The organism is Brevibacillus sp. NPDC058079, from assembly GCF_042885155.1.
Classification (GTDB): domain Bacteria; phylum Bacillota; class Bacilli; order Brevibacillales; family Brevibacillaceae; genus Brevibacillus.
On record NZ_JBHVSO010000011.1, the window covers coordinates 184,466 to 206,575 of the forward strand.

Below are 22,110 nucleotides of genomic sequence, written 5' to 3' on the forward strand. Positions count from 1 at the left end.
ACTGGCTTGAAGCATTTAACAAAAGAGAACGTACTAGAAGTCATAGAGCTTTCCATGGTGCAAAAGCAATTATTACGCCCTGACAAGATGACAACCATGCGCTATCTCATCGAGCACCGTCTCGAACTGGAACGCGTTCAAGAAACGTGGAAGGAATTAGTCAGCCAGACGCCAGTGATGCGAACGGTTTTCCGCCAGCTCAAAAATAAACATGTACAAGTCGTGTTGAAGGAGCTCCCCATTCCCATTGACTGGCACGATGTACGGGAATTATCTCCTGAACAGCAAGAGCAAGTGTATCTCTCTACGCTTACATCCCATCAGGAGCCCATTCCGTATGAGGAGGGGCCGTTAGTCTGGGTATCGATTTTGCAGATGGACGCAAATCAATCCGTCCTCATCTGGACCCATCATGCATTATGTATGGACGATGCCAGTCGCGAGCTTCTTGTAGCGGAATGGCTGAAACGGGTACGGGGTACGCAGTCATCTGTTGACCAGCGGGCCTCATTCAAAGAGTACGTTGCTTGGGAGTCAAGCCAAGATGGCTCCAGAGTCAAAAGCTTTTGGACAGATCAATTCCAAGGCTATGAAAGCGAGACTGTGTTTTATCCGGTACAAGGGGCACAGAAGGAAGCAAGTCATCCGATCAGTTGCAACGCTGTTCTTTCCGAAGCATTAACCACGTCCATCGGAAGTATGGTATTCGAGCAGCGGGTATCCATAGAGGCAATCTTTCAGGCTGCTTGGCTCCTCTTGGAGAATATGTACAGTGGCGAGGACAAGCTGGTTGTTGGTGTTACCGTCTCTGGCAGACCCGAAACATGGAAAGAGGCGAATACCATTATTGGGCCATTGGCTCACAGCTTACCTGTCTTCCTGACAGTGCATGCGAATCAAAAAGTGCGTGATGTCGTAAAGGAAGTTCAGGAAAGCTGGGAACAACTGCGGCAACATGAAATGGCCACACTAGATATGGTCCGTAACTATGCAGGTGTCCGAGAAGCTGATCCTATATTTGGAACGACACTGACGATACGGAATAGTGCAGAAGATCATCAGGAATCTGCCATGCTTTATCGCGGCGGTCTCCAAACAGTGGAGATAGTCGTAACGGTCGGGCAGCTCATGAAGATTCAATTGTTCCATGAGAATGCGTCCTCCAAGAGCGATCTGGAACGGCTGCAATCCCATTACATCCATATGCTCGAGCAGATTTGCTCAGAGGCAGACAGGAGCATCAGCGATCTGAACATCGTGACGGATGAAGAACAAGAGATCATGACAAGGGTGATGGGTAATTTTGCGAAGTCGAATCGAAGCATGGAGCAATTTGCGCAGCAAATCATAGAAGAGCAGGTCAAGCGCAATCCTGACGCTGTTGCTGCTATCGACCGGAAGCAATCCATCACCTACTGGGAATTGAATGAGGATTCGAACCGATTGGCGCATTGGCTCCGAAGACAAGGATTTGGCCGAAATGATCTTGCTTGCCTATTTGCAGAGAGAAGCATCGACATGCTGATTGGCATTCTGGCTGTGCTGAAAGCAGGAGGGGCCTATGTCCCGCTTGATACAGCGCATCCCGATCAACGACTCCTTACGATTCTGGATAACAGCAAGGCGAAGGTCTTACTGACCGAGGCGCGTTTCCAAGCGCGCAGCATGACCTTGGCAGACAACTTGGACCACAAGCCAGTCGTGTTTTGCCTGAATGAAGGGGACGGGTCAAGCCCGGATATCTCTTCTTTGCAAGCGTCGGATACAACGAATCCAGAGATCATCCAAGCACATGATGATTTGGCAAACGTCTTTTTTACCTCAGGCTCCACTGGTATGCCAAAAGGGGCAATGATCGAGCATAGCGGCATGCTGAATCATCTTTACGCCAAAATGGATGTCCTTGGACTGAATGAAGACAGCATCGTAGCGCAGAATGCTTCCCATTGCTTTGATATATCGGTGTGGCAATTCCTGGCTCCCTTGATGGCAGGGGGAAAGCTTGTGATTTACGACAACGAGACAGCTACTGATCCGGATGCATTGCTCCAAGCCTTGAATCGAGACGGTGTCACCGTGATTCAGATGGTACCAGCGATGATAGAAGCATTGCACAATGCTGCACTGACTCTTCCACCGGAACAGCATGCGTTGCCTCAATTGCAATACATGATTTCTACCGGAGAAGGATTGCCCGTAACACTGTGCAAAAAGTGGCAAGACCTGTATCCCGATGTGATTGTAGTGAACACGTATGGAGCTACGGAGTGCTCAGATGATACGATGCATGAAATCATCGATCGTTCGTATGTGCATGATGATTATCCTTATGTGGCCTTGGGAAGCTCGATCGCCAATATGAAGCACTATGTGCTGGACAAATGGATGCGTCCCGTTCCGGTTGGTTGTGTCGGGGAAATCTACATTTCTGGCACTGGCGTAGGGCGGGGGTATCTCCATGATGCTGAACGCACGGAGCTAGCCTATTCAGAAAATCCACTTTTGCAGGATAGAAAAGAACGGCTGTATAAGACAGGCGATTTGGGACGCTATTTGTCAAATGGGAGACTCGTATTTGTTACGCGTGCTGATTTTCAGGTAAAAGTACGCGGATATCGCATAGAGCTCGGTGAGATAGAAAACGCTCTTTTACGTCACACGCTGGTGAGACAGTGTGTAGCGATTGCGCGAGAGGATGAAAATGGGCAGAACCGAATGGTTTGCTATGTGGTCATGCATGAACAGCAGAGTGAACCTGAGCTGCAAGCCTATCTCAGAACGATCTTGCCGGAGTATATGATTCCGGAACGAATCGTTATTCTGGATGCGATGCCACTGAATCGCAACGGAAAAATAGACAAAAAAGCATTGCCAGAGACAGACGTGATTCACAAGAAGCCGGAAGCATTCGTAGCTCCGCGCAATGATCTGGAACGAAGCTTGGCAGCTATCTGGCGTACCGTGCTAAACATAGAGGACATTGGGATCGACGATGACTTTTTCCAGCTTGGCGGGCACTCCATGAAAACCATTCAGGTCCGCTTGCGCATGAAAAGAGAGATGGGCATAGAAGTTACCATCAAGGACTTATTCGAGCATCGAACCATTCGGGAATTATCCTCCCTGTTTCATACCGAGGAAGCGGTATCCACAGGAGAGCTCCATACCCAACATGATCGATCAACGATTCCAAAGGCAGAAGAGCAAGCGTATTATCCGGTTTCACATGCGCAGAGGAGACTATTTTTCATTCAGCAGCTAGAGCCTGAGAACACGGCTTATAATATGCCGACGATCTACCATATCACGGGACCATTGAAGGAACGTATTTTGTATCAGGCATTCGGGTTGCTGGTGAAAAGACATGAAGTGTTGCGAACAAAATTCTTGTTAAGAGACGGACTCCCCGTTCAACAGGTACTGCCGAGCAATGACTTCACCTATGCATTTGTCGATCTTTCCAAGGAGTCCGAAGCATCGAAGCAAGAAGCAATTGATCTGATTATCCAAAAAGAAACGGAAACTAGCTTTGATTTTGACAGGGATACATTGTTTCGTGTGAAGTTATGCAAGGCTGAGGAAGAAAAATACGTATTGTTAATGAACATGCATCACATGATCAGTGATCAATGGTCATGGGGGATATTGATGAAGGATTTGGGCACCATCTACGAATCCTTGCATCAAGGGATAGAGCCCGAATTGCCAGAATTGAGCATCCAGTATAAGGATTACGCAGTCTGGCAAAACCATTCGATTCATCATGGAGAGCTGGGAGAATCAGAAGCGTATTGGCTGAAGACATTCGAAAAAGAGATTCCCGTATTGGACTTGCCGACAGATTTTCAGCGCCAGCCTGTACAAACGTATTTTTCGGCAATGGAATTTTATCAGATTCAGGACAAAACGTTTAACCGGATGAGAGAGATTGCGCAGCAACATGATGCATCCATGTTTATGGTGATTTTATCAACGATAGGCATTTGGCTGTCCAAACTGACCAATCAACAGGATATCATCATCGGTACTCCGGAGGCTGGCCGGAATCACATGGATATTGAACAGGTCATTGGATTTTTCATTAACACACTTCCTTTGCGACTGGAAGTCAATCAGGATCATACCTTCATCGAGGCGTTGCACGATTGGCGCCAGCAAGCCCTGGAGTCTTACATGCATCATGAGTATCCATTCGATAAATTGGTCGAAAAAATTAATCCGGAAAGAGATGTTAGCCGCAATCCTATTTTTTCTTTTATGTTCCAATATATCGAAAAAACGGAAGAGGAAAATAAAATAAACGGCTTGGAAATGACATCTGTTGAATCCTATAATTCCATGACGAATTTCGATTTATCGCTCGTATGCATGGATTTAGAAAAGGGAGCGGGTTTGACTGTCGAATATCGCGCAGATTTATTTAAACCAGAAACGGTTCAACGGATGCTCAGATACTTGGGCAACATCATCGAACAGGTAGCCAATCAACCCGATATTCATTTCAAGCATATCGAATTGTTGTCAGTGGAAGAAAAACAGGCAATGATCTCTGCCTATAAGGAAGTTTCTTTTACCAATGGGGATGAGCATAAAACGATCATTGAGCTATTTGAGGAGCAAGCGGAGAGAACCCCGGATCGAATTGCTCTCGCTTTTGAAGAGCAAGAACTGTCTTATTCGGAGCTGAATAAACGGGTGAATCAGCTGGCGCGGACATTGGTAGCTGAAGGCGTCCGTGCAAATCAATTGGTGGGGATTATCGCAGAACGGTCCATAGAGATGATCGTTGGCGTATTGGCGATAGTGAAAGCGGGTGGAGCCTACGTCCCAATTGACCCTGATTATCCGGAAGAGCGTATAAGGTACATGTTGGAACATTCGGGAGCAGAGGTTTTGCTGCTGCATCAGTCGGTACGCCATAAAGTGAATGCTGACAAAAAAATGATCATGCTTGACGATGCTGAGTCCTATCATCAGGAGAATACGAATCTGGGGTTACCTGTTCAGTTTGATCAACTTGCTTATGTGATTTATACATCAGGCACTACGGGAACGCCAAAGGGAGTCATGATTGAACACCGACAGCTTCATTCGCTTGCGCAGGCATGGAAACAAGAATACAAGCTGGATGAATTCCCCGTCAGGAGTTTGCAATGGGCAAGTTTTTCTTTTGATGTGTTTACTGGTGATTATATGAGATGTCTGTTATACGGTGGGAAACTGGTTATTTGCCCAAAAGATGTGAGAGTGGATTTGGAGCGCCTTTACCACCTGATGGAAAAGCATGAAATTAATCTGTTTGAATCGACTCCCGTCTTGGTACTTCCTTTCATGGACTATCTCTATGAAAATGGGCTCAACATAGACTTCTTGAAAATATTGATTCTTGGCTCGGATCAATGCCCGTTACATGCCTTTCACAAGCTTGTCGATCGATACGGAAGCACAATGAGAATCTTAAACAGCTATGGAGTGACGGAGGCTACCGTTGATTCCTCCTATTATGAAAAAGTTGACCAGCAAGATTACAAATTTTTGCCGATTGGCAAGCCTTTGCCAGGGGTGAAAATGTATATTCTGGATGCCAATCTTCATGTGCAGCCTGTGGGTGTCCCAGGAGAACTGTATATTGGAGGCTTGGGAGTAGGAAAAGGATATTTCAAACGGCCAGATTTGACGAATGAAAAATTCGTTCCCAATCCGTTTTGTATCGGCGAAAACATGTATAAGACAGGGGATATGGCACGATGGCTCCCTAGCGGAGATATTGAATTTTTAAGGCGATTGGATAATCAGGTGAAAATACGTGGGAATCGAATCGAATTGGAAGAAATCGAAGCGGAATTACGAAAGCTGGGCGATATTCGCGACGCGGTCGTTATCGCAAGAGCGGATGAATCCGGTCAAAAAAGGCTAGTTGCATTCTATGTAGCTGCAAAGGCTGTGGAATCGAACGTATTGAGAGAGTCGTTGCGGAAGTCGTTACCGGCATTTATGGTCCCATCCCATTTTGTTCAGCTAGATGAAATACCAGTAACGCCGAATGGAAAGATCGATCGAAAAGCGCTAGTGGATATCAACATCGTATTGCAGAGTGAAATGGAATATGTGGAGCCTAAAACGGACACCGAGAAGATATTGGTGGCTGTGTGGCAAGACGTTTTACATGAGAAAAAGATTGGGATCATGGATCATTTCTTTGAGCTCGGTGGCGATTCTATCAAATCCATCCAAGTATCCTCGCAATTAGCAGCTTTGGGATACAAGATGGAAATTCGGGACCTTTTCAAATATCCAACGATCGCAGAACTAAGTACAAAACTGAAACCGATGAATAGGAAAATTGACCAAAAGGATGTTGAAGGCGTTGTAGCGCTGACCCCGATACAGCATTGGTTGATGCAAGAACACAGTCAGCATCTCCATCACTATAACCAATCTTTTGTGTTGTACCGCAAAGAGCGGTTTGACGAGGGGATGGTTCGCAAAGTCATCGATAAGCTCGTACAGCACCATGATGCGCTGCGAATGATTTTCCGCCAAACCAAGGCTGGCTATGAGGCATATAATCGAGGCGTCAACACTAGCGACATGTATCGTCTGGAGACTTGGGACTATCAAACCAAGAATGGGTCTGAGATCGAACAAGCGATGGACTTGAAATGTAGTGAAATACAATCAAAGCTTAATATTTTTGATGGTCCATTAATGAGGGTAGGGTTATTCCAATGCTCGGATGGCGATCACTTGCTTATAGCTGTGCACCATTTAGTCGTAGACGGGGTATCATGGCGCATTTTAATCGACGATTTCAAAACAGCTTATGGGCAACTCCTCCGTAACGAAGAGATTCGTTTGCCTTTAAAAAGTGATTCCTTCCAATTATGGGCGCAACAATTGAACGAGTATGCCAATAGCGAAAGGCTCGAGCAAGAGCGTGAATATTGGAATCGCATCGAGGAGAGGGACACCGAATCGTTGCCAACGGATTACGATGAGCAAAAACCGCTTCGGAAAACAACCAGGACGAAAACGGTCACGATGGATCAGCAGCAAACCGATGAATTGCTAAAACAAGCCAATCGTGCCTATCAGACGGAAATCGATGAACTACTGTTGGCTGCTATTGGAATGGCCTTCAAAAAATGGGCAAATATCGATCGCGTCACCTTGAATATGGAAGGGCATGGCAGGGAATCGATTCTACCAGATCTGAACATTAACCGTACAGTGGGATGGTTCACGAGTGAATATCCAGTCATGGTAGACGTCGGGAACGAAATAAATCCGTCAGCTATCATTCCTAAAATCAAAAAAGATGTACGACAAATCCCGCAAAAAGGGATTCACTACGGTGTATTAAAATATTTGTCTGCAAAATCGCCAAACACCAGCATGAATGTACAGCCTGAGGTCAGTTTTAATTATTTGGGACAATTTGATATGGATCGAAAAGAAAAGGATGACGACATTCAATTGTCCGCATTCTCAGGCGGAGAATCAATGAGTCTGGAGCAGTCCCGGGAATGCAAGATTGATATTGAGTGCGTGGTGTTGAATGGAAGCTTTCACTTTATGGTAGCTTACAGCGAGGCACAGTATAAAACGGAAACCATCGAACGACTTACTGCATGCCTCCAGGATAGTCTAAGGGAAGTCATCCAACACTGCATGATGAAATTGCACAACAATCCTGACCACGAAATCGTTGGAGAATGGGTAGATTTCGAGGCAGTGGTAGACGGATTTTTCGACACTTCTACGATGAATGATATTCCTGGCGCAATTGCGGTGGTAGTCCAACACGGTCAAGTGAAAGTAAAGAAAGCTTACGGTTACGCCAATCTATCAGAGAAATTGCCTATGAGTGCAGATGAAACGATAGTCAAGGTAGGTTCGATTTCCAAACTCGTAACAGTCGCTGCCATTATAAAGCTTGTGGAGCAAGGTCTGATTGGGTGGAACGAGGATGTTCAGCAATACCTCGATATTGAAATACCGAGAAGTGTTGAAGGACCACTAACGGTAGAACATTTACTCAGCTACACAACAGGGTTTGACTCGCCAGACGCGGGAAATGATCAAAGCTATAATTTTGGCGGGCGTGACACCCTAACGTTACGAGAATATATTCACCGCTATATGCCAACCGTGATTTACAAACCTGGCGAACAATTTGGGAATGAGAATTTTGCCTTTATGCTAGCGGGTTATCTTGTGGAAAGAGTTACAGGCGTTTCCTTTGATCGCTATGCAAGTGAGCATTTCTTTGCGCCTCTCGAAATGACAAACAGCAGTTTTCTACTACAACCAGAATTAGAGGCGAAAATGGCCACAGGCTATGATCTGGAAAATCAGGCCGTGCAAAAGTACGATTTCAGCCCTGCTATCTCACCAGACGGCAGCATGCTCTCCACGGGGCACGATATCGCCACATTCATGCTGGCTCTCTTAAGTGGAGGTGCTGATGGCAAAGAAAACATTTTAGAAGCAGATTCGATAGACAAAATGTTCTCCAGTAAATCAGTCCCTCATCCAAAAGGAACATATACAGGGTATGGATTTACAGTAAAATTCCACCCAGAATACGTACATGAGAATATTTTGGCGAAGGCAGGAGAGGTCATCGGCTTTAACTCATTTATGTGGTTCCTGCCAGAAAAACAAATGGGGGTATTTGTTAGTACAAATAAAAGTCAATTCAACAAAATTGAATTTTTCGATTACTTTATGAAGTGCTATCGTCCTGCGGAAGCGATCCTCATGTAAATCATGTGTTTCCCTGTAGTCAAGCTGTATAGGGGAATCAGCACCAAATCATATTCGTGTAAACGGGGGGCCACTATGAGCATGATAAAGACTAGTTCCATTAGTCGTTTTCCTAATACGAATGACGTAGGAATCGGTGTATCTGTCGGTACTTTTGGGGAACTTCTGCAGGGGATTCTAGAGGAAAATAATCTGGATTTCCTGGTGACTTTGCCTATCAAAAATGCATCTTACGCTACTTTTTATTCGATTCCAACCCTACAGGAGATCGTCATCGTGCCACACTCCAAGCAAAAATCAAAAAGGTTGGTCGAAAAAATCATTCAGCACTATGGATTGCCGCCAGGTGGAATTTTAGAGATCAACTCTGAACTTCCGGTTGGGAAAGGCTTGGCAAGCTCATCAGCAGATTTGGTGGCTGCCTCCAGAGCGGTTGGGGATTGTTTCCATATAAACATTGAGCCTTCCTTACTAGAGTGGTTTTTGTCGAGTATTGAGCCGACGGATGGCGTTATGTATGAGGGTTCTGTTTCTTACTACCATAAAGAAGTCAGATTGCGAGAATACATCGGGGAACTGCCGGCATTATGCATTGTAAGTATTGATGAGGGAGGAACCATTGATACTGTTGAGTTCAATAAGCAAACAAAGCCCTATACCCACGAAGAAAAGCTGGAGTATAGCTTGTTGTTGCAAAAAATCACGAAAGCGATCAGAGAAAGGGATGTCCACACGATAGGTGCCGTGTCGTCCAGAAGTGCGATCTTGAATCAAAAAATTCTGCCCAAAAAATTATTGCCAGAAGTCATGGAGATCAACGAGAAAATTGGAGGATTAGGTACTGTTGTTGCACACAGTGGGACCAGCCTCGGTATTTTATTGTTGAAAGAAGAACCTGACTTCTATCAAAAGCTGGAATTGGGGTACAGATGGTTAAGTGAATTGAATAAAGAAGTGCATGTGTACCACACGTAGAGGAGCAGATCCAAGAGATGGCTTCTGGCAGACTTGGAAGTCATCTTCCCCCAAAAATTGATTCCGTTCGTATTGGGAGTGGATTATCGAGATGGAACAGCCAGTAAGCGTTAATGAAAAGGTATCTTTTCGGGCGTTGCTGAGCTTGAAAAGTTATCGCTATTTAATCTTTTCGCAATTTGTCTCGAATATGGGAGATGGAGTGTATCGATTAGCGCTTATTTGGCTAATGAAGGTTTTGACGGAAAGTCCTTTGTTAATGTCGATTTTATTGGCAGCGGAGACCATTCCATTGATCATATTCGGATTGTTCGCGGGCGTTTTTGTTGACCGAGGAAATAAAAAGAGGATCATGGTCGTTTCGCATTTATTGAGAGCTGCGCTCATTTTATGCATCGTCCTGTTGTTTTTGTTTAATATGCTACATCCTGCTGCACTGATCATCATTGCCGTTTTGCTGACTACAGTCAGTGCCTTCTTTAGGCCAGCACTCACGGTAGCGATACGGACGCTGGTTCCCGAACAACATATGACGCAAGCCCAAAGTTTATCGCAGATGATTCAAACGATTGTCAGTTTGGCGGCTCCGGCATTGGCAGCGGGGTTGATCGCGTTTGGAATAGAATATGCTTTTATTTTGAATGTCGTCACCTATTTGTTAGGTGCACTGATTATTTTATGGATTAACGAGAAGGAGCTTGTCCTATCTACTGTCAGTGAGTTTACAGCCAAGATGATCATGACGGATTTGAAGGATGGAATCCATGCGATTACGAAGCATGATTTTTTGCGAAACTGCATGATTTATTTTACCATCCTCAATTTTTTGACGGCTCCAGAAACGATCTTGCTGCCTCTGGTCGTTACCAATGTTACCGAATTGGCCATGCTCGAGATCAGCTTTTTTATCGGGATTTTGCTTGGGTCTCTATGTATTAATTATTTGAATCGATATGATGCGATTATTTACATTTGCTGTGGCATTAGTCTGTTCAGTATCGGAATCGGAATGTTTGCGTTTGGCATTCCACTTGTTTGGCAAGTCATATGTGTATTCGTGAATGGGATAGGCTCGGCATTCGTCAATATCAAAATGAGTACGTTGATCACCTTGATGGTGCCTAAAGAAGTCTTGGGAAGAGCATCGAGCTTGATCAGTGTAATAGTTCAGTGCGCCATGCCAGTCTCCGTCTTCCTGGTAGGTCTGACTACAGGTCTTGTTTCCATATTTACGATATTTGGAATCATTGGCGGAGCGGGACTTCTCGTTGTGGTTCTCATGTTGATGAATCCACACTTGAGAATGAAAAAAGAACATCACTACGATTATGCGGAACAGAAATCAGGGGGTATCTCTCTTTAGTACAATTCCTGGTTGGATCGTTACTCAGTCGGAAGCGAGGTGTATTTTTTGCATGAGTGTAAAATTAACGGGCAGAATTGCTTCGACACCAAGCCGCCTCTTGCATGATGAAGTATTGGAACCACAGTTCAAATATGAAGTCGATCATTTGTTGCCTGGGTATATTCAGATTGAATTCGCCATGCTTTTGGAATATGTCAGAATGAGCTTGATTACACGACAAGACGCTTTGCTTATCGCAAAGGCACTTCAGGCCGCTACACCAGAAACAATAGCTCCTGACCCCGGACGGAATATGTCTGATATCTCTTTTGCCCTTGAGCGTTATATTGAAGGCTTGCTCCCGAGACCGGTACCGTGTTGGCATATGGATCGCAGCCGCAATGATGTCCAAGCGTGCGCCCAAGTGATGTTTGGTCGTGCGCAATGGCTAGAGACGATGGGGGAATTGGGACAGCTTATTCAATCGATGCATACACGTGCTGATCAATATCGTTCTGTCCCCATGCCAGGATATACTCACTATCAATCCGCACAAATCATTACCCCTGGGTTCTATCTTTCCTCTATTAACGGTGAATTTTTGCAAGCCATGAATCGATGGATACAAATCTATGACGAAATGAATCAGTGCTCGCTTGGGGCAGGGGCCATGGCTGGGGTAGAACTGCCGTGGGACCGTCAACGGTTGTCCAAGCTGCTTGGGTTCCGACAGCCTCGAATGAGTGCGTTGTCGGCGGTCGCGTCTCGGGAATGGGTTTTGAGAATGGCAGGAGAGCTGTCCAACTTCTCAGTATTGGTCTCCCGATTTACAACGGATTTGATTCAATGGGGCAGCAGCGAAATGAACTTCCTCCAATTGCCGGATGAGCTATCCGGAATATCTTCTGCCATGCCACAGAAAAGAAACTTCCCGATCCTGGAGCGTATCCGGGGGAAGAGTGCGCATCTAACCGGATTTTATATGGATATGGTGCTAGGTCAGCGCAATACAGCCTTCACGAATTTGGTAGAGACGTCCAAAGAGGCAGGCACTCATCTTCTGACGTTGTTTCAACAAACCAAAACGTTGCTGCGCCTGTTAAAAGCGGTTATCGATCATTTGCAATTCAATGAGGATCGTTTGCTCCATATATGTAAACGGGACTTCTTTGGAGGATTTACTCTTGCGAATTTGCTGACGTTGGAGCGTGAGATTCCGTATCGTACAGCCCAGGTAATCGCAGGCCGATACATCGTTAGCGCGCTGGAACACGGTGTATCGCCGGAGCCGGGAGATCCACGGCTACTCTATGAAGCTTGCGAGGAAGCAGGCTTTCAAGTACCAGATACGGCTGCACTCCTCGCTGCTTCCTTCAATGTGCAGGGGGGCTTGTACGCGAAGAAATCAACGGGCTCCACGAACCCCGAGGAAGTACAGCAGATGCTGACAGCACAGAGGGAGCATGCAGAGAAGCTACAACGGGAGTGGCAAGATCGACAAGGGCAATTGCAGGCGATTGAAGAAAGGCGGGAGAGGGTAATGAAGAGGTTGCTTTCTGGCAAGCAGGGGAAGGATGTGAGCGTAGATGCGCTATGAACAGTTGGCAGATACAATCGGGGATACTCCTCTGGTCAAGCTGAGACTTGATGAAAAGGCAGTGGGTTCCGTATTTGCAAAGCTCGAGTTAATGAATCCGTTCGGCATGAAGGATCGTGTAGCCAAGCAATCGGTCTTGGCAGCGATACAGTCAGGAGAACTTCAGGAGGGCATGCCGATTATCGAAAGCTCGTCAGGAACGTTGGCTTGCGGTTTGGCCTTGGTTGGGCGCCAGTTGGGGCACGACGTACACATCGTGACTGATCCGAGAATTGACCCAATTACCTATGCCAAGTTGACCTCGCTTGGCTGCCATGTTCACGTGGTTTCGCAGATGGGGAAACAAGGGTGGCAAAGCGCCAGACTGGAACGACTCCAAGAATTAATGAAGGAGTATCCAGGAGCGTTTTGGCCTCGACAATACGATAATCCGGAAAATCCGCGTGCATATGCTGCGCTGGCATCCGAGTTGATGCAAGATCTCGAACGAATTGATGTGCTTGTTGGTGCAGTCGGCAGCGGAGGTTCCTTGTCCGGGACCGCCAGAGAACTGAAACGTCATTATAAGGAGCTGCGCGTCGTGGCGGTTGATGCAGCGGGGAGTGTGATATTCGGACAGCCCGATCAGCCAACGCGTCTACAAGGTGGCTTGGGAAACAGTTTGATCGCCAAGAATGTAGATTTTTCCATGATCGATGAAGTGCATTGGTTGAACGATGCTGAGGCATTTGCGGCTACGCTGCGTTTGGCTCGTAATGAGCATATTTTTGCTGGCAACAGCTCGGGTTCTGTGTACGCCGTAGCCAACTGGTTAGCGAGCCAAGTCGGGAGTGAGTGCAATATCGTGGCCATATTGCCGGATCGAGGGGATCGTTATGTCGATACGATCTATAGCCACTCCTACCGAGAGAGCAAGGGTCTGATGCAAACGCACCTGCTCGACACGCCACAATGTGTGGAACCACAGACAGTCGTAACTAGCTGGTCCTATTCCAAATCGATGGGGATGTATCCGAATGAACAAACACTTTCTATTCGTTGAAGCAAATACGACGGGGACAGGTATGCTCGCTATTAAAAAGGCGCGCGAGTTGGGGTTCGAGCCCGTATTTTTCACAGAAAAGCCTGAACGTTACCACGGTTTGAATGAGTTGGAATGTCACGTTGTCGTGACAGATACGAATTCCCAAGCGGAGCTGACTGACAGTGTAGCACAAGTGGTTAAGGAAGGCAGAGAGATAGCCGGAATCATGTCGACAAGCGACTATTACCTCGAATCAGTAGCCAAGCTGGCCCGGAAATTCGGGTGGACTGGAAATTCTCTGGAGGCAATTGAGGCCTGCCGTAATAAAGCGATATTTCGCGAGAGGCTTCAGGGTCAGCAAGTGTCTCAGCCTGAGTTTGTGGCAATAGGCTCTATGGAGGCGTTAATGGAAGCGCGGTCTTCCATTTCTCTGCCCTGCGTGGTAAAGCCTGCTGACGATAGTGGGTCGAATAACGTACGGCTGTGCTCTAGCTGGGATGAAGTGGAGCAAATAGCAGCGGAAATCCTTGCGATCAAGTACAATGCGCGCGGCCAGGAAACAGCTCGAACAGTTCTTCTGGAGCAGTATGTCGAGGGCCCTGAATTTAGCGTGGAGACGTTCTCGTGGCAAGGGCAATGCTTTGTCATTGGCATTACCCAGAAACGGTTAACGGGATATCCCTTTTTCGTGGAAGCAGGGCATATTTTCCCTGCACCGCTGTCGGCAGAAGAGAAGCAGGAGATCGAGCGAACAGTGGAAAGGGCGTTAGCGGCGGTGAACTACCAGTTTGGTGCTGCGCATACAGAAGTGAAGTGGACACCAGCAGGTTGTGTTGTCATCGAGGTCAACGCAAGGCTTGCCGGTGGAATGATTCCAGAGCTGATTCGTCGTTCAACAGGGATTGATCTGCTTTTGCAACAGATTCGGTGTGCGGCTGGACTTGCGCCAGAATTGTCTCAAACCATCGAAGAGCAACGCTATGCAGGCATTCATTTTTTCGTGTCGGAGAGTCAGGGAACCTTTAGCGGGATACATGGAATGGATAACGTTCGCAACCTGCCAGGGATTGCTGAAGTGACCGTTCATGCAAAAATCGGTCAAAGCGTCCAGCCTCCGCAAAATTTCTCGCATCGTCTCGGCTATGTCATCGTGGAAGGCAAGCATTACAGCGAGACCGCTGAGCTGATCCAGCAGGTGAAAGACAGCCTGAAAGTACAAGTAGGTCAGCAATTGGAGAGTGGGGTATGAAACCGATGATCGAATTGAGAAGCGATACATTCACTTTGCCGACAAGTCAGATGATGCATGCAATTCAAGAGGCGGTACTCGGTGACGATGTGTATGGGGAGGATCCTACGGTTCGCCAATTGGAGCAAGAAGCGGCCCAGAAGCTGGGCAAAGAGGCAGCCATTCTCATGCCGAGTGGAACGATGGCTAATCTGGCATCCTTAATGGCGCATTGTCCTCGCGGTTCCAAAGTCATTGTAGGCAATGAGACCGACATTTACATCTATGAAGCGGGTGGCGCGGCTGTGTGTGGCGGCATTATGTACGAACCGATTCCGACGCAGCCAGATGGAAGGTTGGACATTGCTGATATGGAGCGGGTATTTCCGTTGGAGCCAGAAGATCCACAATTCGTATTGCCGTCCTTGATCTGCTTGGAAAACCCGCATAACCGGATGGGGGGACGTGTTCTACCGCTGTCTTATTTGGAAGAGGTTCGCGCATTTGCGAACGAAAAGGCTGTGCCTGTTCATATGGACGGTGCACGTTTGTTCAATGCGGCAGTTGCTCTTGACGTGGATGTGGCTGAGATTGCGCGTTATGCGGATTCCGTGCAAATATGTCTGTCGAAAGGGTTGTCAGCACCGATTGGTTCCCTTGTCGTCGGATCAGAAGACTTTATTCAGAAAGTGTATCGTCTTCGCAAAATGCTGGGTGGCGGTATGCGCCAGGCAGGAATTATAGCAGCGCCAGGCCTGGTTGCCTTGCAACAAATGACGGATCGATTGGCAGTCGATCACGCAAACGCCCTTCGCTTGGCACGGGGTCTGGCGGAGATTCCAGGAATCGTGACTCATGTGGATGATGTAGAGACCAATATTGTGTTCTTCCGGATTGAACACCCAGTCCATACGTGGCAGACCTTCATAGAAGCAGCGCAAGCACAAGGGCTGCGCGTAGCTGAGCTCGGTCACGGCAGAATTCGAGCAGTAACTCATTCCGGTATTGAGACAGCGGATATCGACAAGGCGCTAAGCATCGTACGTGAACTGTTGCAGTTCCAAACTGTGTAGAGCAGACATGTACGCTCCCCCTTCATGAGAAGGGGGATTTGTTATTAAGGTTTATAAAAGAATATAAAATCATCCGATTTTTTCAAATATTTTAAAGGGAAAATATTTTCAAATAACAGAAAATTATTTAATATTAAAAAGACAAGTCTTGGGATGTATTACCCATTATGGAAAAGGCTTGAAAACAAGTGAAAGAGGGGGAATTGATTTGAAAAAAGGGAAAGGTTGGTTGAAGCCGTTGGCGTTGCTCTCGTTAACCGGCGCGCTGTTGGTCGGTTGCTCGAGCGGGAACAATGCTTCGTCAGGAACACCAGCACCAACACAAAAACCGGTGGAGCAGGTGGCTCCTCAGGCGACCAGTACGGATGATGAGAAGCCAGTAGACGGTGGAACGTTCACGCATTCTACGACGTCTGACATCGTCACGATCAATCCGATTTTCGGAAATGACACGGCATCCGGCGATGTGATGGAGTACACCCAGGCGTATTTGTACAATCGAAACCCATCTTTTGATTTAGCGGTTTACCCTTGGTCCCTTGCAGCTGAGCTGCCAAAAGTAAGTGAAGATGGCTTAACCTACACAATCAAGATGAAGAATAATGCGAAATGGTCGGATGGAACGCCAATCACGGCTGACGACTTGATTTTTACCATTAATGCCATCAAAACTCCTGAGACTGGATCACCAGAAATTACGAAATACGACAAAGTGAAAGAGATGAAAAAACTGGATGATTACACCGTGGAAATCAAATTGACTCAATTGTACGCTCCGTTTGCTTTTGGATTAATGCAAAAGTTGGCACCAGCTCACGTGCTGAAAGACGTACCGTTTAAAGAATTGCAAGCACATTCTTACGGAAAAGATCCAGCCAAGACGCCAACTTCCGGACCATTCAAATGGTCGGAGTGGAAACAAAAGGAATTCCATGTGCTAGATGCTAACCCAGATTACTGGGGCGAAAAGAAGCCGCATATCCAAAAGGTTGTGTACAAAATCTATGCGGATCAAAACACACAAGTACAGGCTCTGATGAAAGGTGACGTTGACTTGGTAGATTCCATTCCTGTCACGCAGCTCGAAGCGGTAAAGGCGAAAGGAACGATCAACATCTCGACGGAGCCAGGTCCTAGCTATGAATACTTTGCCTTCAACTTCGACAAGAAGAACTTCCCGAACAACTACGGGTTGTTTGAAGGTCAAAAAACGCGTCAGGCCATTGCCCACGCAATCAATCGTCAAGGTATTATCGACAATATCTTGAAAGGAACCGGAAAAATTATGGATGCACCGTTCCTGCCAGGTACATGGGCAGACCCGGGCGATGCAGCAGTCCATTACGAATATAGCGCAGAGAAAGCAAAACAATTGCTAAAAGAAGACGGATGGGTAGCCGGGTCAGATGGAATCCTTGCCAAAGACGGCAATCGATTCTCCTTTGAATTCATTTTCAACTCGGGGAACAGTCGTCGTGAACAGGCAGCAGTCGTTATTCAGCAAAACCTGAAAGAGATCGGAATTGAAGCGAAGCCAAAAGCATTAGACTTCTCGGCTCTTGTCGATCAGTATGCAAACCCTGGTAAATTCCAGGTTCTGTTACTCGGATGGCAATTGTCTGACCCAGATCCGGATGGCATTTCTACTTTCGGGAAAAAGGCATTCCCGCCTGGCAACAACGCTGGCTGGTACGACAATCCGAAGCTAGATGCGCTCTGGGAAAAAGCTGTATCCACGGTTAAACAAGAGGAGCGCGCAGCTATCTATAAAGAAGTCGGAAAAGAAATCTCGACGAACCTGCCATACGTATTCATGTATCAGTACGGAACGCCACGAGGCATGACTTCTCGCGTCAAATATAAGGATGAGTTTAAACCAGTATCCATGATTCCATATGGGGAGACCTTTGGTTTCCTGAACTGGTGGATCGACGATACAAAAAAATAAGCTTGGCTAGTAGCGGTTAGCAATAGGAAAAGGGGGAGGGCAGCCTTATGTCCCTTCCCCTTTCAAACGAAAGGAGGATGCTGGATTGACTGAATATTTGGTACGCCGCGTACTACAAGCTGTGCTTGTCTTATTTTTGATCACCGTGGTGTCATTTGGACTGATGCATGCAGCACCGGGAGGACCATTAAAAGTCATGCTCTCACCGGGAATGTCCCCAGAAGCACAACTCATCCAGATGAAAAATATGGGGTTGGATCAGCCAGTCTACATTCAATACATGAAATGGGTTGGAAATTTGTTGCAGGGGGATTTGGGCCATACCTTTAAAAATAACGTTCCTGTTGGTGATATTTTGTGGCCGACGGTCTGGAATACGTTTGTGCTCATGTCTGTAGCGTGGGGGCTTTCCATGCTGATCGCCATCCCATGGGGAATCTACAATAGCACAAAGCAATACGGTCTGTCTGACCAGATAGCTTCCATCGTTGCCTATCTCGGATTTGCGATGCCGACCTTCTGGTTTGGGATTATGCTACAGCAGTTTTTCGCAATGCAGCTGAATCTGCTCCCACTATCTGACATGTACACGATGGGGAAAGAGGGACAAGTAAGCGACCTCATTTTGCACTTGATTCTACCTGTTACGGTGTTAACACTGGTGAACATCGCAGCCTATGTCAAATATACGCGTGCCAGTATGCTGGAGGTATTGGAGCAAGACTATATTCGGACGGCACGTGCCAAAGGGATGAAGGAAAGACGCGTTATTTTCCGCCATGCTCTGCGGAACGCACTGATTCCTGTCGTGACGATCATCGGATTGGATTTGCCGACTCTGGTAGCAGGTGCAGCATTGACAGAGAGTGTATTTAACTGGCCAGGCATGGGGCGTCTGTTTGTGGAAATGGCTGTAGCCCGTGAGTATTCTGTGTTGATGTCGATCACGTTGCTGATTTCACTGATGGTGATTATCGGAAACCTGCTTGCCGACTTAATCTACGCACTGGTTGATCCACGCGTGCAGCTTGGACGCAAAGGAGGCAGGGCAGCATGAGTCAAGTACAGCTTCAAGATGACACTGTTGTTGAGACGAATCGACCGGGTGGACAACTTCCGACGAATCCTGTTGGCCAAAAACCTCCTGGACTCTGGACGACCGCGGGCAAAAAATTCATGCGGAATCCATATGCCGTTTCTGGCTTGATCGTACTCCTGTTTTTTATTGGGATTGCTGTGTTTGCTGATTGGGTTGCACCGCATGATCCGGCAAAGATTGATTTTATGATTACCAACCTGCCTCCTGGAACAGAAGGACATGTGCTCGGAACAGACGAGCTCGGTCGTGATATCTTGTCCCGCCTCATTCATAGCAGCCGGGTGTCCATGCTGGTCGGCTTCAGCGTTGCTTTTGCTGCGGTTGTCATCGGGACGCTGATTGGAGCGATTTCTGGTTATTTCGGAGGTTGGATTGATACCTGCTTCATGCGTCTCGTTGACGTGATGAACTCCATTCCGAGTTTGTTTTTTAACATTCTGGTTCTGGCTCTCTTCGGAGCGGAATTTGTCTATATGATCCTGATTTTGTCGCTGACGAGCTGGACAAGTGTGGCACGTCTGGTGCGCGGGCAGTTCTTGCAGCTACGGGAAATGCAGTATGTAGAAGCAGCGAGGGCGATTGGTGTTTCGCACTGGGGCATTATTACGCGTCATCTGATACGTAATGCAATGGCTCCCATCATTGTGTACGCGACTCTCATGGTTGGTTCGGCCATTCTGTCAGAGTCAGGTCTCTCTTATTTAGGCTTGGGAATTCAACCGCCTGAAACAAGCTGGGGATTAATGCTGAGCAAGGCACAGGAATTCATGCTGGTCGATCCTTTGCAAGCACTTTATCCTGGTCTTTGTATTTTGCTCGTGGTGCTAGCGGTTAACTTCGTCGGAGACGGCATTCGCGATGCATTCGACCCACGGAAGAAAAAGAAGAACCCGAAAAGGAGGCTGAACAAGTGGAACGCAACATCCTCGAAATAAAAAAATTGACCACTTGCTTCTTTACGGATGACGGCACGGTCAAGGCCACGGATCGAGTGAGCATCAACGTTGGTAAAGGACAGACGGTATGCTTGGTAGGGGAATCCGGCAGTGGAAAGAGTGTGACGTCACTTGCGGTCATGCGACTGATTGATTATGCGGGCGGATTTATTCAGAGTGGGAACGTCATGTTTCACGGTCAGGATCTGGCGGCAAAGGACTTGGATGAAATGATGCACATTCGCGGGAACAAAATCGCGATGATCTTCCAAGACCCGATGTCGGCTCTCAATCCGGTGTTTACAGTAGGCGATCAAATTGCGGAGAGCTTGATGCTGCATCAAAATATGAACCAGAAAGATGCGTTTAAAAAAGCGATCGAGATGCTTCGTCTGGTTGGGATCCCGGCGCCGGAAGTACGAGTGAAGCAGTACCCGCACGAAATGTCTGGAGGGATGTGCCAGCGTGTTGTCATCGCGATGGCCTTGGCCTGCAACCCGGAAATGCTGATAGCAGACGAGCCAACTACTGCTCTTGATGTTACGGTTCAGGCGCAAATTTTGGATTTGCTCAGACGGCTACAAAAGGAATTGGGTATGTCGATTTTGCTGATCACCCATGACATGGGGGTAGCAGCAGAGATGGCGGATCGTATCGCGGTGATGTATGCAGGAACGATTGTGGAGGAAGGAACGGTCGAACGGATATTTGACGAGCCTCGGCATCCTTACACGATTGGGTTGCTGCAGTCCATTCCTGGATTTGAAGGGGAGCGCGGCGCAGAATTGTACACGATCCAAGGCACCATCCCGAGTATTACCCAATTGCCGACGGGCTGCCGTTTTCACCCGCGTTGTCCGCATGCGATTGACAAATGCCGAAAAGAGGAACCTATTTTGCGCGAGGTTGTTATGGGACAACAAGTGGCTTGCTGGTTGAATGAAGATGTCAGCAATCAATTCAGAATAAATCAGCGTGCCAATTCAGTCGCTGGAAGTAAAGCAGAGGTGAACCGCCAATGAACCAGGAATATTTGATCGAAGCAAAACAAATCAAAAAGTATTTTCCGATTAAGGCTGGCTTGTTGAGCCGTGTCATCGGTCAAGTAAAAGCCGTAGATGATGTATCTTTCGGAATTCGGCCAGGGGAGACATTCGGGCTCGTAGGAGAATCCGGCTGCGGGAAGTCGACGCTGGGGCGTGTTGTGCTGAATTTGCAAGGGGCGACGAGCGGAGAAGTGCTGTTTGACGGAACCAATATCCATCAGGTGAATAGACAAGAAAATTTGAAGCTGAGACGGGATATGCAGATTATCTTTCAAGACCCGTTTGGTTCATTGAATCCACGATTTTTGGTAAGCGATATTATTGGAGAGCCGTTACGGGTTCATCTGCGTGCATCTGCAAAGGAAATGGATGAGCGGGTAGTCGAGCTGATGAGTCTGGTGGGACTCGATCCTTCAAGGCGAAATCGGTATCCGCATGAGTTTTCCGGCGGACAGCGGCAAAGGATCGGTATTGCGCGGTCGATTGCACTCTCGCCACGGTTTATTGTGGCGGATGAAGCTGTTTCTGCGCTGGATGTGTCCGTACAGTCACAGGTTTTAAACCTGATGATGAAATTACAAAAAGAGATGGGGCTGACCTATCTATTTATCGCGCATGGTCTGAATGTGGTACGCCATATTTCTGATCGGGTAGGCGTGATGTACTTGGGGAAAATGGTGGAGATTGCACGAACGGATGACTTGTTTGCACAGCCACTGCATCCGTATACGGCGGCATTGTTGTCGGCGATTCCGAAGCCTACTCCGCATCGGCGACAAGAGCGGATCGTCCTGCAAGGGGATGTACCATCTCCGGCCAATCCGCCGTCAGGTTGTCGTTTTCATCCTCGTTGTCCAATGGCGCAGGAGAGATGCAGCAAGGAGATTCCCGAGCTGATTGAGGTTGGGCAGGATCGGCAGGTCGCGTGTCATTTCCCTTTAGCATAGAGAGAAAGAGCCACCCATGATGGGTGGCTCAGGTTGTAGATAAACACTACTTTTTGTTTCAAGACAAAATTAGACTTGTGTGGAGTTAGGTCCGAAGGACAAAAATAAGATAGCGTTTCCGGTT

At 47.3% G+C, this 22,110-nt stretch carries 12 protein-coding genes; all 12 read left to right on the forward strand.

The features are described 5' to 3' along the window. The first annotated feature begins 6 nt into the window (after positions 1 to 6). The 12 genes from ACFVS2_RS27385 (at position 7) to ACFVS2_RS27440 (ending at position 21,986) form a co-directional block, all read left to right on the forward strand. Positions 7 to 8,769: a non-ribosomal peptide synthetase gene (locus ACFVS2_RS27385; protein WP_390239546.1), complete on the forward strand. Its 8,763-nt coding sequence runs from the start codon at positions 7 to 9 to the stop codon at positions 8,767 to 8,769. Between the two features lie 75 nt (positions 8,770 to 8,844). Further along, positions 8,845 to 9,744: a GHMP family kinase ATP-binding protein gene (locus ACFVS2_RS27390; RefSeq protein ID WP_173616909.1), complete on the forward strand. Its 900-nt coding sequence runs from the start codon at positions 8,845 to 8,847 to the stop codon at positions 9,742 to 9,744. Between the two features lie 91 nt (positions 9,745 to 9,835). Next, positions 9,836 to 11,107, forward strand: a complete 1,272-nt coding sequence (locus ACFVS2_RS27395; protein ID WP_390239547.1) for an MFS transporter — start codon at positions 9,836 to 9,838, stop codon at positions 11,105 to 11,107. Positions 11,108 to 11,159: 52 nt separating this feature from the next. Next, positions 11,160 to 12,686 carry an argininosuccinate lyase gene (locus ACFVS2_RS27400; RefSeq protein ID WP_390239548.1) on the forward strand — a complete coding sequence of 509 codons (1,527 nt, stop codon included), beginning with the start codon at positions 11,160 to 11,162 and terminating at the stop codon, positions 12,684 to 12,686. Beyond that, the gene (locus tag ACFVS2_RS27405; protein WP_390239549.1) at positions 12,676 to 13,728 is read left to right on the forward strand and encodes a PLP-dependent cysteine synthase family protein; all 1,053 of its coding nucleotides are present in this window, start codon (positions 12,676 to 12,678) and stop codon (positions 13,726 to 13,728) included. Before ACFVS2_RS27400 ends, ACFVS2_RS27405 begins: the two co-directional genes overlap by 11 nt. Further along, entirely contained in the window at positions 13,703 to 14,959 is a 1,257-nt protein-coding gene (locus ACFVS2_RS27410) for an ATP-grasp domain-containing protein (protein ID WP_390239550.1), read from the forward strand. Before ACFVS2_RS27405 ends, ACFVS2_RS27410 begins: the two co-directional genes overlap by 26 nt. Further along, positions 14,956 to 16,011 (forward strand): low-specificity L-threonine aldolase, encoded by a 1,056-nt coding sequence (gene ltaE / locus ACFVS2_RS27415; RefSeq protein WP_390239551.1) that lies wholly within the window; start codon positions 14,956 to 14,958, stop codon positions 16,009 to 16,011. The genes ACFVS2_RS27410 and ltaE overlap by 4 nt, the downstream gene beginning before the upstream one ends. Before the next feature lie 208 nt (positions 16,012 to 16,219). Continuing rightward, positions 16,220 to 17,959 carry a peptide-binding protein gene (locus ACFVS2_RS27420; protein ID WP_173616903.1) on the forward strand — a complete coding sequence of 580 codons (1,740 nt, stop codon included), beginning with the start codon at positions 16,220 to 16,222 and terminating at the stop codon, positions 17,957 to 17,959. An 85-nt stretch (positions 17,960 to 18,044) separates the two neighbouring features. Next, positions 18,045 to 19,016, forward strand: a complete 972-nt coding sequence (locus ACFVS2_RS27425) for an ABC transporter permease (RefSeq protein ID WP_173616902.1) — start codon at positions 18,045 to 18,047, stop codon at positions 19,014 to 19,016. Beyond that, a complete protein-coding gene (locus ACFVS2_RS27430) occupies positions 19,013 to 19,993 on the forward strand; it encodes an ABC transporter permease (RefSeq protein ID WP_390239552.1) in 981 nt (326 codons plus the stop codon). Before ACFVS2_RS27425 ends, ACFVS2_RS27430 begins: the two co-directional genes overlap by 4 nt. Then, positions 19,969 to 21,015, forward strand: a complete 1,047-nt coding sequence (locus tag ACFVS2_RS27435) for an ABC transporter ATP-binding protein (RefSeq protein ID WP_390239553.1) — start codon at positions 19,969 to 19,971, stop codon at positions 21,013 to 21,015. Before ACFVS2_RS27430 ends, ACFVS2_RS27435 begins: the two co-directional genes overlap by 25 nt. Next, positions 21,012 to 21,986 carry an ABC transporter ATP-binding protein gene (locus ACFVS2_RS27440; protein WP_173616899.1) on the forward strand — a complete coding sequence of 325 codons (975 nt, stop codon included), beginning with the start codon at positions 21,012 to 21,014 and terminating at the stop codon, positions 21,984 to 21,986. The genes ACFVS2_RS27435 and ACFVS2_RS27440 overlap by 4 nt, the downstream gene beginning before the upstream one ends. Positions 21,987 to 22,110: the final 124 nt, after the last annotated feature.